Below are 15146 nucleotides of genomic sequence, written 5' to 3' on the forward strand. Positions count from 1 at the left end.
CGCGATTTGAAAAGGTCGTCAGTTATCCTTGGCTCCGTTCTCTATCCACGAATCGATCAACTCAACTTCCGAGTCAGAGAGCGCGGGCTTGTTCAATGGCATCTGCCCGCCGCAGGGCGGGTTCGGACGAATCTTCTTGGAGAGAAGGCTGTTTTCAGAATCGTTGGGGGCAACGAGCTTGATGTTTGCTGTCCCGGCGTCGCCGGTTTTGCAGGCGCCTCCCGGTGCCGTCTTATCAACCAAGTTCTGGTGTGCGGTGGCCTTCGGTTTCAGGAGCAGGCCCCCGGCGGGCGTCCTTGGACCGCCGTCGGGAAACGTCTCGGCGTGGCAGCTCGTGCACTTTTGAGAGATGACCTGATCATAGACCTGCGTAAACGTCGCGCCGCTGTTGCCGCCCGAGTCGTTCCCAGGGGGGGAGGTGTCTTTGCCGGCGTCGTTCCCGCCGCCGTTGTTCGAGTCGTCGTCGCTGCTGCAGGCGGCGAGGGATGTGCCCATTCCGGCGATGGCCGTGATGAGGGCGATGAGAAGCAAGCGCGTTTTCATAGCGGCTCCCTAGTTAGGCTGAGGTGGTTCCAATGTCGGGAATATCTGCCCGAGGGCACAGTGCGCCCAAAGCCGCCGGAGCATGCACAAAAAAATGGTGGGGAGTGATCTTGTATTCTTTTCATAAGATTACACCCGCGCGCGCAAATGCGCGCGCATGCTATTCGGCGCCTTGGAGGAGTCGGATGACCGATTGTTTTTCCTTCTGAAGCCAGTCATCGAGCTCGAAGAGATGGACGTATGCACCATCGTTGCCGAGCCCGACACCCGCGGAAAATGGCCCTTTTTCGACGATGAATGCGCCATGGCGTTCCTTTTCCCTGGTCACATAAAATCCATGGATCGCTAGATCACCACCACGAGCGTCGACGTTGCGGAAAGCGAGGTGGTCGGGGGTGGCGGAAAACTGGGACGATCCCCAAAGGTGCGGCATATGGGTGAGGCCGGCGAACAACTTCGGTAAGGAGTCGCGTAGAACGATGGCCAGCAAAGGGCTAGCGTCACGGGCATCGAGGGAGAATTGGCCCTCGAATCCAGGCTTTTGGCCCAGTCGAACGAGGGCCTCCTGAAACAGGGCGTCACCCGACCAGTGTGACGTCTCTGTCGTGGCGTGGGTGACTTCGACGTTGCGCATATGGATGCGCGTGCCGGTCAAGTCGATATGGCGTTCCGGGACATAGCGTTGAATCTGCGCAGTGATGTCATAGTCACCGGTGAGGCGCGTTTCGTGGAAGCGAATACCCGCACGTGAAAGCTGGAGATGGATCTGACCTTGCCCAGGCAGCTCGCCTTCGCGAAGATCCATATCTCCAGACAGCAAGGCCCGTCCCGATTCGATGGCCAACATGTTTCCGGTCGGAAGGACCGCATTGAATGTGCGCAGGTCGGGGATCTCCGCGCCGTCCACGTGCAGGCGCGCATCCATCGCATCCAGGGACGGCTCATTCCAATCCAGCCTTGGCACCTGCGCCTGGATGGCGACGCGATTGGCGCGAAAGTCCGACCGATTGCGACGAAAGCCGCCCTCCACATCCGAAACCGTTGCCTTGGCCGCATCCACGCGCATGGTATTCCGCACGAGATTCCACTGGCTCACGTCGGCGCTGGCCGTGACGTTGCCTCGAACGTGGAACGCTTTGTCATCGAGACGCGCCTGCGACAGCGACGCGCCGATCACGTCAACCTGGGCGCGTGCCTTGGCCAGCCTGCGGCCGTCCAGGGAAAAGGCGGGCACGGTCACCCGGGCATGCACGCGGCCGTTCATCTCGAGATCGCGGTATGACGCTGCCAATCGCGCCGCCTCCACATCGAGCGTCCCATGGGCCGCCCCGCGCTCGATGCCGGCGTCGGTGGTGAGGGCCGGCGAACCGCGAAGGCGCAAGTTGGGCGCGTAGACGTCGACGTCGGCCGTGCGGATCTTCGCCCGCACCGTTGCCTTGGCAGCGGCCAGCCATCCCTCGGCGTGTGCGCTGGCCTGGACGCGGCCGCCATGAATGACGAATTGCGATCGCTTTGGCAAATAGTCCGCCAACGCCCGCACGTCCGGCAGCGCAACGTCGGGGGCCTCCACCGCGATGTGCGCATCGGTCAAGGGGTGCGTCAGATCGAGCTCGCCCGAGTCGCCCGTCACCACCAGCCTTTTCGCGTGACCGAATCCCGGTTTGCCTTTCGCCGGAATGTGCTTCCCGCGTGACACCTCGAGCCGCGGCACGTCGATTCGTAGGCGCAATCGATCTCGGACCTCGCCCGTGATGGCCATATCCCCGGTGAAATGATGATTCTCTTTCGTCACCACGGCGGGCTGCGTGTGCACGTCGATGCGGCTTCCCTCCTTCATGACACCGCGTTGCACATGCAATGAAAACGCGTTCAGCTCGCCGACGCCGTGGATACTCACGCCCCCGGGTGAACCAAACGGCAGCCGCGAAAGATCCGGGCAGTGCCCGCGCGCGTCGATATCGGCATCGACGGCGTGGACGATGTCATCACCGGTCGCGGTGCGCGGGTCGAATCGTGCGACGGTCACCGTGGCGGTGCTTCCGTCGAGGCCCTCCAAAGTGGGAATCGTCCGGCCGCGCATGGCCCTTCCCTCGTGAACGGCGACCTGCACCGGCCCGATATCCACCGAGCGAATGGGAATCAAGTGAAAGCGCCCGGTGATCCGCGAGAGCCCCTCGAAGCGGTGGCTATCGATCCAGACCTCCCGCACGTCCTCGGCGATGACGTCCTCCAGGTGCGGCTGCCACAAATGGTACTGCGCGTCGTCCCACACATCGGGGCTCTCCACCTTGGGCGGCCGCACGGAGTACGCGAGAAAGCCTGGAATGGGCGGCAGGTCGGCGACCTCCTCGGGCGTCTTTGGAGGCGCGTCGAGGCGCTGTCGCAGGCGAAACGAAATGCCCCGACCGTGCGCATACGAGACATCGAAGCGTTGTTTCGTCAGGCCCCAAAACGAGACACCGAATTCGACCCGATCGAGCCGCAGGATCCATTCGACGTTGCTGTCCTTGCCGCGAATCGACAGATCGCGCGCGTGAATGTGCCCCGGCCAGAACGACCACCCCCGGCGATAGTGAATGTCGATGCTTTCGGGGTCCTGGTTGATGACCTTATCGAACAGCGACGTCGAGAGGAACACGTTCATGGCGACGGCGTAAAGCACCCACAGCGACGCGGCGAGGGTGAGTCCTCCGCGTAGGAGACGCCGCCAAAGGGGCCGGTGTTTCTTGGGGTTCGCTGCTTCACGTCGTTTCACGCCCAGCGATATGCATTTCCCTGGCCCAGCGATGGATCGCGCGGAAAAGGGCCGTGAAATGCACGTCGCCGCAGCCATGGGGGCAAAATGCCCAACATCGCACGATTGCCACACACGGCCGTTACTTGCCTCATCATTTTCGCGCATCGCGCGCATTGGCCGGAGCCTTGCGATGGTGCCGGCCATCCATGCGTCGACGGTACGCTATCGTCCTATTGCTCCTTCTCGTTACCATGCTCGTTGCGCGGCGCGCGCCCGCGCAGGAGGCCGTCGAGGAATCCAAAACGGACTTCAATGCCGCGCCCATCATCGGCGGCAGCAGCGACATTGGGATCGTCGGCGGTGCGCTCGCCGCGGTGACCCGGCTGGCCCCGCACCGCGCGCCGTATCTATGGAGGCTCGAAGCCAATGTCCTCGCGACCTTCAAGGTCGACCCGCGCGAATCCGCCGTAGAATTGCCCTATCAGGACTACTATGCCAAGTTGACCTTGCCTCATCTCTTCGGGGAGGCCCTCCGCCTGGAGATCCGGCCATCGTTCACCCGGGAGATGGTGCAGCGCTATTACGGAATCGGCAATGCTTCGCTGGCGCCCGCGCCGGGCGGACCCGACGATGCCGGCTCCGATTATTACCAATATGGGCGCATGCACCCCACCATGCTCGTGCGCGCGAGGTTGCGGCTCGGCGGGGGATTCTTCCTTTTGCTGGGGAACTCTCTCACCTACAACGAATTGGAGGTCTCACCCGATTCCAAGCTTTCCGCGGACATGGCGCGCGGCTCCGCCGACGTGCGCCAGATCCTCCGGGACACGCGCTCGCATGCGGTGGATCTCTTCGAATACGGCGTCATCCTCGATACGCGCGATCACGAGATCCACACCACGCGGGGCATGTTTCATCAGATCAAGCTGCGACTCAGCCCCGGTGGAATCGAAAGTATGCCGTATCGTTATGGCCAGGTGAATCTCACCGCGCGCGGATATTTGCCCATTGGTTCGCGCATCGTCGTGGCCTCGCGGCTCGTGGGCGACGTTCAATTCGGCGACGTGCCTTTTTACGAGCTTGCGCGTTTCGAGGATACGTTCGCCCTCGGCGGCTCGAACGGCGTGCGCGGTGTGCCGGGGCAGCGCTATTACGGAAAGGTCAAAGTCTTCGGCAATTTCGAAGTCCGCGCGAAGCTTTTCGACTTTCGGCTCTTCAAGAAGCCCTTTGCCTTCGGCGTGGCCGCCTTTTTCGATGCGGGGCGCGTCTGGACCGAGCTCGGTCGCTCGCACCCCGAGCTCGATGGCACCGGCCTAGGCCTAAAATATGGCGCAGGTGGGGGGCTGCGCCTTCGGCAGGGCAAGAACTTCGTGCTGCGCGCCGACGTCGCGTGGTCGCCCGACGCGACGCCGGTGGGCGGCTACTTCACGATGGGCGAGATATTCTGACCAAACGGCAGCCCGGGGAGCACCCACGTGCGGATGATGGTGTCGCCCACTTCGAGCCGATCGGCCGCGTCCATGCCGAAGATGACCTCGGCAAAAACGGTGTAGCGCCCATCGAGGCCTACGTTCCAACCGTGGTTGATGAAGAACTGCGACGAGGCCGTGTCCTTGCCCTGCGTGGCCATGCCCACGGTGCCGCGGCGGTGCGGGACGCGGGAAATCTCCTCGCGCACCAGATCTTCCGAGCCGCCGAAGCCGTCGCCCCGTGGATCGCCGCCCTGGGCGACGAAGTTGGGCACCACGCGGTGGTACGACAATCCATCGTAAAAGCCCGAGCGCGCAAGCCGCACGAAGTTGGTCGCGCTGAGCGGTGCCTCGCGCAGCATGCGCATCACGATGGGGCCGCGCGTGGTCTCCATGTACACGAACGACGAGACGGCCCGCTCCATCTCCCACGCCGACGGCGTCGCCGTGCGGACCATGCTGGCTTTGCGCACGCGGTCGCTCGCATCCACGCCGGTGATGGCCTTGTATGCGTCGGCGGCCGTTTGCGAGACGAGTTGCTCGTCGTCGCGCAATCCCCGCTCGAACAAGGGAACGTCGGACGTGTCGCCAATTTTCCCGAGCGCGTACAGAACGGCCATGCGGCCATTCAAATTGGCGCCGCCGGGAAATGCGTCGTAAAGCCCGCGAAAATCGTTGGCGAAGTCGGTCCAATTCAATACGACGACGGCGTCGGCCACCGCGGAAATCGTTTCGAAATCGGGATTCGCCAGCACCCCGCGCAATCGCTCTTTCATCTCGGGCGTCGAGCGCGAGGGATCCAACGTGGCAATGGCCTCGATGGCCGCGTACGCCGAGCGCTTGTCCGACTCGCCCGCGATGCGAACGAGCTGCGCGACATCGTCGTCGGAGCTCAACGTCGCCAGAGCCGGAATGGCGGCGAGACGCACCGGCCACGCGTCGGAGAGCCCTGACTCGACCCGGCTGCGCGCGCTCGCCGGATCGAGCGCCACCAAGGTCGTGAGCATCGTGCTGCGCACCCAATCGGAGTGCGAGCCATCGTACAGCGCGGTCAGCGCCGGCAGGAGCGACGCCGCGGCCGACCCCAAGGTCGCGATCGCCGTGGCCGATGCAACCACGACCTCGGGCGAAGGATCGCGAAGCGCGGCACCGAGCGCATCCAGCACGGCGGGGGTGGCCCCTGCGCGGGCAATCCAGCGGCAATCGTCGCTTCGCACGTGCGCATCCTCGTCGTGGGCGATGCCGTGTGCCAGCGCATCGAGGGCGGCTTGCGATCCGATCACCGACAGCACGCGTGCCAAGAACGCACGCGCACTCGCCGAGGGCGAGGCGGCGAAGGCCGACAACACATCCGACTCCGGCAACACCACCCTTTGCCCAGCAAGCCCGGAGAGCGCATACGCCGAGGCGGTCGCTCGCGCGAACGGGTGCGTTCCCGCGAATTGAATCAACCGCGCAACGACCGCGTCGTTCTTCCCGAACGCCACACCCGAACGCACGAGCACGCCCAATGCCTCGGCCGCGGCAGCCTGAACTTCGGACTCTTCGACACCCGTGAGCGCCGCGGTCAACGTGGCCAGCGACGCCGAGGTGCCTTTTCGGCCCAGGGCCAAGAGCATCTGTGCCTTTGCCTTGCCGTCGTATTCGTTGGCCAGGTGGTCGACCAGCGCCGCCTCCACGCCCGCGCCCCCGAGCAGCCCCAACGCCGTGCCCGCCGCAGCCCGCACGCGTGCATCGCCCGCATCGAGGAGCGCCAGCACCGCAGGCGTGTACGCCGCATCGCCAATGCGCCCCGCAGCAATGGCCGCCGCCTCCGCCACGGATGCGGTTGTACTCTGCAAGTAAGTGCGGAGCTCCGCGTTGTCCAAAAGACGATGGTCCTCGATTTCCCGCACGCGCTGGATTGCCGCGCGCGCATCGCCGAACGACAGAGAGCTCGTCGCGATGCCTTGCCTCGAAGCGGCTTGGGTCGCATCGTCCGGCGCACCGCTACAGGCTGCGAGCGCCATACAGGCCACGAGACCAGAAAGCGCGGGCGCGAACGAAAAACGGGATCGAATCATGAAGGCTATCTCCTAGTAAGCTCTGCCGAGTCTCTGCTTATGGATCGTCAATGTGTCGCTGACAAGGCAGACCTGAGGCGGACAAATTCTTGACCCCCGAGGTCCCCTGACCAAAGTTTCGTTGGCAATGACCGTACGTGCATCGGGGGGCAAGTTCGAGCTCGATGGTGGAGTCCCGCGCTCGTTGCTTTCGTTCGACGATGGGCGAGCCGCGTTTCTGACGAACGGGGCCGGTTTCGGACACGTCGTTCAGTTTTACGACCAGGATGAATTCCTCAATGACACCATGCTCCAGTTCTTGGGCGGTGGTCTTTCGGAGGGGGATTCGCTCATCGTCGTTGCCGTTCCGACGCATCGCGACGCATTCCAGCGAAGCCTCGCCGCCCGGGGTTTCGACGTGCAGCTCCTTTGCGAGAGCAACCAGCTGACGCTGCTCGATGCGCACGAGCTGCTCTCGCGTTTCATGGTCGGGTCGATGCCCGACAAGGATCTTTTCGAAAACGAGGTGGGCCGACTCATCGAAACGACGCTCTGCCGACGCAAGGACGCGAAGCTTCGCATCTTTGGCGAAATGGTCGACGTGTTGTGCCAGGCAGGTAATCCACTGGGGGCCGTACGGCTCGAAGAAATGTGGAATGAGTTGGCCGCGGTGCACTCGTTTTCGCTGCTGTGCGGTTACTCCATGTCGAGTTTTCAGAAGGTCGCGGATGTCACGGCCTTCGAGGACGTGTGCAGTCGCCACTCGCACGTGTTTCCCACGGAGAGTTATTCCGGTCTCGATGGTTCCGAGGCGCGGTTGCGCGAGATTGGCATGTTGCAGCAACGGGCGCGCGCCCTCGAAAGCGAAATCGAACGGCGGAAGGACCTGGAAAAGCGCTTGCGGGAAGCGCTCGAACGCGAGGTGTCGCAGAGCCGCATGAAGGACGAGTTCCTGGCCACGGTGTCGCACGAATTGCGCACACCGCTCAACGCCATCCTGGGCTGGGCCTCCATGATGCGGGTGGATCCCAGCCTCGACGTGGCCAAGGCCCTCGATACCATCGAGCGCAATGCGCGCTCGCAGGGGCGCCTCATCGAGGATGTCCTCGACATGTCGCGCATCATCACCGGAAAGCTGAAAATCGAGCGCCACCCGATCGATCTCGCGAGCGTGATCCGCTCGGCGCTGGAGGTGGTCGCGCCGACGGCACAGGCCAAAGACATCCGCATCGAAACACGCATTGGCGTCGACCCATGCCCGTTCTACGGGGATGCGGATCGGCTGCAGCAGATTCTCTGGAATCTGCTTTCCAATGCACTGAAGTTCACGCCAAACGAAGGCTCCATCCAAGTGCGGCTCGAGCAGCATGGCTCGTCGTTCGAGGTGCAGGTCATCGACACCGGGCGCGGAATCGAACCGGCGTTCTTGCCGCATATCTTCGAGCGGTTTCGTCAGGCCGATACGTCGACCACGCGGGCGGAGCGCGGGCTGGGGTTGGGGCTCGCCATCGTTCGGTACCTCGTCGAGCTGCACGGCGGCACCATTCGCGCGCACAGCGAGGGTGAGGGGACGGGATCGCGCTTCGTGATGCATCTGCCCGTGCCGGCCGTACGCGACACGGGCGCGAAGACGCCCGCGACCGATGCCGTGCCGCCGCGTTCGACGCCTGCAGGAGCAGGCACGAAGAAGGTGCTCGAGGGCCTCCGAGTCGTGGCCTGCGAGGACGATCAAGATGCGCGCGATTTGCTGTTTCACGTGATGAAGGCAGCCGGAGCGCTCGTGCGCGTTGCAGGATCGGCGCACGAGGCGCTCGAGCACGTGAAGGAGTTTCGCCCCGACGTGGTGGTCAGCGATATCGGACTACCCGAGGTCGATGGATATGCCTTCATGCGGCAACTGCGTGCGTTGCCCGAGGACAAGGGCGGGCGCACACCGGCCATTGCGCTGACGGCGTATGCCCGCGGGCAGGATGCGCGGAAAGCCTTTTTCGCGGGCTATCAATTGCATTTGGCCAAGCCCGTGGAGCCGGGAGAGCTGGTGATGATGGTGGCCAACTTGGCCGGCCGCCTCACCGATTCGTAGCGACGCGTTTTCCCAACGAGGTGACCGCACCAAAGACGAGCAGCGCCAAGAGGCCAAGCGCCCCGCCGGCCAGGGAAACACTGGTCCAGCCGCCGTGCGTCCATGCATACGAGCCAAGCAGCGAGCCGGCTGCGCCACCCGCGAAATACGTGGACATGTACACGGTGTTGAGGCGATTGCGCAGATTCGGATCGAGAGCGTAAATCCGTGCCTGATTGGATATTTGATTCGCCTGCACGCCGACGTCGAGCAAAATGACGCCCAGGCCAATGCCAAGAAGGGAGTGCCCGAGGAAACCAAAGACGACGAACGCCAATACGATGACGACCATGGCGATGGCATTCATGATGCGCGGATCATGGCGATCGGCGAAGCGCCCCGCGACGTTCGCCGCCAGCGCACCCGCCACGCCGACGATGCTGAAGAGCCCCACGACGTCGCTTCCCAAGTGATGCGGCGGAGCGGCGAGGTGAAAGGAGAGGGTCGTCCAGAAGATGCTGAATGAACCGAAGGTGAGCGCCCCGATGACCGCGTGCAGGCGCAACACCGGCTGCGTGCGCACGATGGTGGCGAGCGACGTGTACACGGTGGCCAGCGGCACCGGGTTCTCCGGTGCTTGCTTGGGCAGGCGCGCGCGCAGAACCACCGCGAGCACGGCCATGATGGCCGCGGCGAGGCCGTACATGGCACGCCAGCCATAGTGTCCGCCCACGAAGCCGCTCACGGCGCGCGAAAGCAGGATACCGACGATCAGCCCGGCCATCACCGTACCGACGGCGCGCCCGCGTTGCGAGGCGGGGCCCGCACCCGCGGCATAAGGGACGATGAGCTGCGGCGCCATCGACGCAAGCCCGAGCACCAGGCACCCCAAGGTGAGCCAAAAGAGATTCGGCGCGAGCGCCACGCCAATCAATGCGAAAGACGCCACCGCGGTCATGCCGACGATGAGGCGACTGCGCTCGAAGCGATCGCCCAGCGGCACGAGCAGCAGCATCCCCAGGCCGTAGCCGAGTTGTGTGAGGGTAGGGATGCCTGCAACGGCGCGCGGCGTGACCTGAAACGAGTCCGCCATGCCGGCGAGAAGCGGCTGATTGTAATAAAGATTCGCTGCGATCAGTCCTGCTGAGACCGCAAGGAGCGCAAACAGGGATGGCTCATTGCGAGCGGACTCGACCGCTTCGTCGACGGTCGCAGCGGATACACGGGATGACACCCGATTGAAGATAGGTGGAGATTTCCCCGCGGGAAGTGGGAATCGCGGATCCGGTCGGGCAAGCTTAACTCGCGTTAACCTTTGGCTTGGGCGGCGCGCTGCGCTTCATCGTAGGCGTCGTCCTCGCTTTGCCCGCGCTCCCAATAGCCAACCCACTTGACGCGATCGTTGGGAATGCCCCGCACCTCGGTCAGGTGATGTCGTAGCGAGCGCGCAACGGACATTTCGCACGCCACCCATGCCGCGACCTTGCCCGCGGGAAGCGTGGTGTTGCGCACGGCATCGAGGAGGACATCGCTTTCGCCGGGCGGGACGCCGTGGCGGTAAACCCAAACGACATTGACGTTCGCGCGGGTGTTCAGCGGCTGCTCTTCGCGCACGTTGTCGACTTCGAAAAAGGCTTGCGCATACACGCCAGGGGGCAGCGTTTCCAGAATGGCAAATGCGGCGGGCAACCCCGTTTCATCGGCCACGAGCCAGAGCGCATCGAGCTGGCGATCGACCTGGTACGCTCCGCGCGGCCCGGCGAAGGTCAAACTGTCGCCCAATTTGGCATTTCTCGCCCAATGGGACGCGGGCCCGGCGTCTTCGTGAAGGACGAAGTCGATGTCGATTTCACCTTCCGCGGGCCGGTGTTCGCGAATCGTGTACGTACGCAACGTGGGCCGCTGGCTGCGGGGCAGGGCCATGAACGTCTCGGACGTGAAAGGCTCCGGCAGCTTGACGCCGGGCCTCTGGAAATAAAGTTTGATGTGCTGGTCGTTCCCGTACGTGACGAGATCGGAAATCGCTTCACCGCCCAGCGTGATGCGCAACATGTGCGGCGTCATCGTCTGAATGCGCCGAACGCGCACCGTGCGAAAGCGGACCGTGGGGGGCCGGGGCGAAGGCTGCGACGACAAGGTTTGCGTCATGCCAGTGGTCTGCCATGGCGTTGATGAAAATGCAAATCGTTTTCATTTAGACAGAAAAAGAAAACCGCCAGGGCAGGAGAGGCCCCTGGCGGTTTCTGCGTTTACTCCGACGCGGTCCACTTCCCGTCGTGGAACTCGTAGAAGCCTCCGTCGCGCGTGAACCAATCGCCAACGAAGTAGACCTGACCATCCTTCGCGTCCCTGGGCAGGTCCGACGTCTTGGCCACGTGCTCGCCGTCGAAGGCCAGCTCGGCGCCGGGTTCGTCGGCGGTGAGCGCGCCGGCCTTCACCGAGGCCTCCCACGCACGGTATCCATTGTAGCCGCCCACGAATCGCTCGATGTGATTGCCCGTCACCACCATATGCCAGCGGTTCGCCGACGATCGCCGCAGCGAGCCCGCGTTGTAGGCGGCCGCGATCTTCGGCGGATCGTGTTTGTGCTGGTTCACTTGGTACGAGGAGGCCATGTAGCGCACGCCCACCTCGAAGGAGAAATCCGGGTTGCTATGCATGCGCGTGCGGCACGTCGCCTTCGACAGGCCGGTGATCGATGCACACGTCGACGCGGTGACCTGCATCGGGCCCGAGGAAAGCCCGTCGCTCGAGCCCGCGGGGTTGGTGCAGTTCGATTCGGTGATGGCCGTGGCCACGATGCTGCCGCGCGAAATCTTGTACTTGTCGCCCCACTTACGAACCGAGGCGCCATACTTGGCCATGCAATTCTTCGCCGCGGTGGTGGCATTCCCCGGCGGGCTGCCCACCACGACCTTCTGGCCCTTCACACTCCACTTCACCCCGCCGAAAATGTTGTGCGACGCCTTGTCCGGATCGAGGTACCCGCGTCCTGCGGCGGCGGCCGCAAGGGCATCCTCCGAGGTGTCCACATCGGAGATCTCCGGCTCCGGGGTCAGCGTTTCGACGATGTCGACGACCTGCGAGGCGCTCACCTGGCCGCCGGGCCCCTCGTACGTCGCACCGATGGTGTGCTTGCCTGGCTCCTTGAAAATCGTGGTGAAGCGAAACAGATTTCCAAGCCTGCAATCGTCTTCTTTGTCCGCGGCGTCGCAGACATCGAGTTCTTTGCCATCGAGGCTGAAGCGAACGCGCTGCACATTGGGATCTTTGGCCACCACGGCCAATTGAATCGGCTCGTTGATGGGCATCTGACGGTCTTCGCTGGCAAGGCCGAACGAGAGCGGTGCCTGCTCTTCTTCGTCCACCGCGTTGTCATCGTCGCGCTCGGAGGAACCCGCGCACCCTGCGGCAAGCAGAGGAAGGAGGGCAAGACAAGAAAAGATTCCCAAAGCCGACAATCTTTTGCGGTGTGTCATGTAAGTCCCTTTCGACGAAGAATCCGTAGTTGGGACTTCCTTCAGCACATTGCATACCGACGCGCCTTGGACCGTGAGCTCTACGGATGTGGCGCCGATCGACCGCAAATTAGGCTCATTGCGAAATCACGCAGGCAACCGGTGCTTTCCATGTTCACGGTCGGCAAATCGCATTGGATGGGGCGAACGCGATCCACTGTACCAAGTGGGATAGCGCGCACACTGGCAAATTCGTGATGGATCGCGACTCGCGGCGTGTCGCGATCCATCCATTGAATGAAATGGATTCGAGAGAATGAAGCGGAGTTAAGGAACTGGTCGTGAACGGCCGACCCAGTATTTGAGTTCCGTGGGCTCGTGCAATGTCGCACCGCCAATGGACGGCCAAAGAAGGCTCTTGTCGACGGCGCCGGCTGCGGGCTTCGCGTAGTCGCACACTCCATCCGGGAAAATCGATTGGAGCTCGGCAAATTGTGCGTCGGTCATGAAGCCTTTGTAATCGGCTCGATCGAGCGGTTTGAGCTGACACCGAATTACGTCGTCGGTCATCGGCATGCCGGCGACCATGCGCGGTGTGCGCGTGACCGGCAATAGGGTCGAGCACGCTCCCAGACCCGAGTCGAAGTCCTCTGGGATATCGATCTTCAGCGGTACGGTGATATTCAGCAGCGGCAGTCCCGGCAAGATTGGCAGCGCGAGCCCCAGAGGCCCGAAAAGCACATTGGGCAATTCCAGTCTCCCGCCCAGGGTCGAAATGACGCAGCGATCCCCCGCGGCCGCCGGCTTGCTCGCTGCAATGGCGGCCACCCGATCGGCGCCATAGGGCAGATCGCGCAGGGCAGGGAACCACGTTTCCATCGTGGGGTATGCGTCGGGCTGGACGGCAATGCCGCGCCAGATGCTATGGCTCTCGTCCTGTCCAGTGTATTTGCGCAATCGTGCGCGAACGGTGAATGGCCGCACCGCCTCGTGGATATTGGCCAGCGGAATCAAATCGAGGTACGGCGCGAGATCCATGACCGGCGTCTCGGCCATCGCTCCGTGGCCCACGACACCCCCGATGCGGTAGGTCATGGCCTCCACCTCGGGGTCCATTTTCATGCGGGTGGGAACGTAGTTGCCGTCGATGTCGTAGCCACCGATGTTTCGATTGAGGTCCAAAAATTCCGCGGCGCTGATCACGAAATGGTTGAATGCGTCCAACCCGTATTGCACACCCATGTTGTCGAGTGGACGCCGGGCAAAGCCGGTTTTCGGATCGCGCCCGAAGAGGTTCACATTGGCGTCTTGCAAGGTGCATCGCGCCCCGTGCGGATTGGTGACCGGATCGTAACGCAGCTCCTTGGGAACGGAGCCATCACACCCGTTTTTCGCGTCGAGTACGGGCAAGAACGTGGTCACCCAACTCTGGCAAATGCTGTTGAGCGGTGTGCCGCTGAGAAGATTGTGCCCTTCCACCAGAGCGCGCTTCAAGGGGTCCCAGTACCACCCGCGGCCATTGTAATAATGAATCAGCAAGCCACAGTCGCCCACGGTCATGGCCGTGGAGAGGATGTCCGCGAAGGTGGCGCCCGGAAGCGCGGCGCTGAGGAGTCCCGGTGCATTGTTGATGGCATTGAACTGCTGCAATGCGCCACCCGAGACACCGCTGCCGACCATGGCGTCGATCAGGCCGTAGCTCTCGGAGACGTGCTCTTTGACCATCATGGCCGTCTCGATGCTGACCAGCGGGTTGCAATGCACGCCGAAGCTGCTCAGCGTGGAGTGCACGACCACGTCGCCCTTGGCGAGCCGTTGCCCCACCCCGAGCAGATCACCCAATCCGCCGAGCACCTCCGCGGTGCCGTTCGTGCCCTGATGGTAGCCCGTTCCGCACGAAGCTCCGTATGCATAATACACGCGATGATTCCATGTGCCTGCATCGAATGCGGCACCCGGCCCGCGGGCATGGGGATCGTCCAGCACGGCGATGCGCGTGATGCCTCGATTGATGGTGGCCGACTCCAGCCGGACCACGAACGGTACGACCTTGCCTGTCGACGTGACGGTCTTCATCACGTCCGCGGGGTAGGCAGCAAAAGGATCGCTTAGCTTGATGTACCGTTGTGTGAGCGCTGTGCGGTAATACCATTCGTAACGCGTCTGCACACTGCAGTTGGTATCCAGCGGCGCGCCCAAGCCCGCGGCTTCGGTTTGGCAAATGAAGGGCGTCTGATGGGGCCCCGAGAGGACCGGGCCCGTGACGGGATGGTTCTTCACCGTGAGTGCGGCGCGTCGTACGCCGGCCGGTCCACGGGCCGTGGCGACCAATTGGGTGTCGCCGAGCTCCAAACCCGTCACCAGGCCGCGCGCCTCGCCGCGTCCCATGTGCGCGAAGGCCGCCGTGACATCCGTTCCGTTTCGCGTGACCGTGACCTCATCGGCGTCGTCAAGACCGCGAAGTCCCACGAGAACATCCCCGCCGGTCACCGTCTCGGGCAAGGTGGACAAGGTGACGAGTTCGAATTCGCCCGCGCCGAGCGGCGGTGTTTTCCTCGTGTGGTAATCCGCTTCGACCCGATATTCGGTGATGGTGGCGCTCTTGGACGCATCTCCGTTTGGAGCGTCCGCTTTCGACACACCGCTCGAGGACGATGACGGTTCTGCCGAACATTGGGTTAGCGAGGCGCTGCAAAGCGCGAGCAGGCAGAAATCGACGCGGAATCGAATCATGCTTCACCCCTGGCAACCCAGATGGCCGCCGCGCTCGGTATTTTTCTTAAAAGATTACCGGTGCGGTACTTTTCGGGCTGCGGATGAAATGTCCGCTCGAGC

General features: G+C 63.2%; 9 protein-coding genes. 2 read left to right on the top strand and 7 right to left on the bottom strand.

All coding sequences use genetic code 11. The features are described 5' to 3' along the window. Positions 1-18 precede the first annotated feature (18 nt). Complete coding sequence (locus LZC95_00425) at positions 19-543, bottom strand: hypothetical protein (protein WXA95304.1); 525 nt, start codon at positions 541-543, stop codon at positions 19-21. A 160-nt stretch (positions 544-703) separates the two neighbouring features. Beyond that, positions 704-3298, bottom strand: a complete 2595-nt coding sequence (locus LZC95_00430; protein ID WXA95305.1) for a hypothetical protein — start codon at positions 3296-3298, stop codon at positions 704-706. 188 nt (positions 3299-3486) lie between these two features. Here LZC95_00430 and LZC95_00435 point away from each other — a divergent pair, with 188 nt between their 5' ends. Next, positions 3487-4728: an outer membrane protein assembly factor gene (locus tag LZC95_00435; GenBank protein WXA95306.1), complete on the top strand. Its 1242-nt coding sequence runs from the start codon at positions 3487-3489 to the stop codon at positions 4726-4728. On the opposite strand, the gene LZC95_00440 is transcribed toward LZC95_00435, so the two are convergent. Beyond that, positions 4701-6812, bottom strand: a complete 2112-nt coding sequence (locus LZC95_00440) for a peptidylprolyl isomerase (GenBank protein ID WXA95307.1) — start codon at positions 6810-6812, stop codon at positions 4701-4703. The genes LZC95_00435 and LZC95_00440 overlap by 28 nt on opposite strands. Before the next feature lie 127 nt (positions 6813-6939). Here LZC95_00440 and LZC95_00445 point away from each other — a divergent pair, with 127 nt between their 5' ends. Beyond that, a complete protein-coding gene (locus tag LZC95_00445; GenBank protein WXA95308.1) occupies positions 6940-8874 on the top strand; it encodes an ATP-binding protein in 1935 nt (644 codons plus the stop codon). Here LZC95_00445 and LZC95_00450 read toward each other — a convergent pair. The 4 genes from LZC95_00450 to LZC95_00465 form a co-directional block, all read right to left on the bottom strand. Beyond that, a complete protein-coding gene (locus LZC95_00450) occupies positions 8861-9946 on the bottom strand; it encodes an MFS transporter (protein WXA95309.1) in 1086 nt (361 codons plus the stop codon). The genes LZC95_00445 and LZC95_00450 overlap by 14 nt on opposite strands. 215 nt (positions 9947-10161) lie before the next feature. Beyond that, complete coding sequence (locus LZC95_00455; GenBank protein WXA95310.1) at positions 10162-11001, bottom strand: siderophore-interacting protein; 840 nt, start codon at positions 10999-11001, stop codon at positions 10162-10164. 101 nt (positions 11002-11102) lie between these two features. Continuing rightward, positions 11103-12305 carry a lytic transglycosylase domain-containing protein gene (locus LZC95_00460; protein WXA95311.1) on the bottom strand — a complete coding sequence of 401 codons (1203 nt, stop codon included), beginning with the start codon at positions 12303-12305 and terminating at the stop codon, positions 11103-11105. Between the two features lie 333 nt (positions 12306-12638). Next, a complete protein-coding gene (locus tag LZC95_00465) occupies positions 12639-15044 on the bottom strand; it encodes a DUF6351 family protein (GenBank protein ID WXA95312.1) in 2406 nt (801 codons plus the stop codon). Positions 15045-15146: the final 102 nt, after the last annotated feature.

It is taken from the genome of Sorangiineae bacterium MSr12523 (assembly GCA_037157775.1).
GTDB lineage: Bacteria > Myxococcota_A > Polyangia > Polyangiales > Polyangiaceae > Pendulispora > Pendulispora brunnea.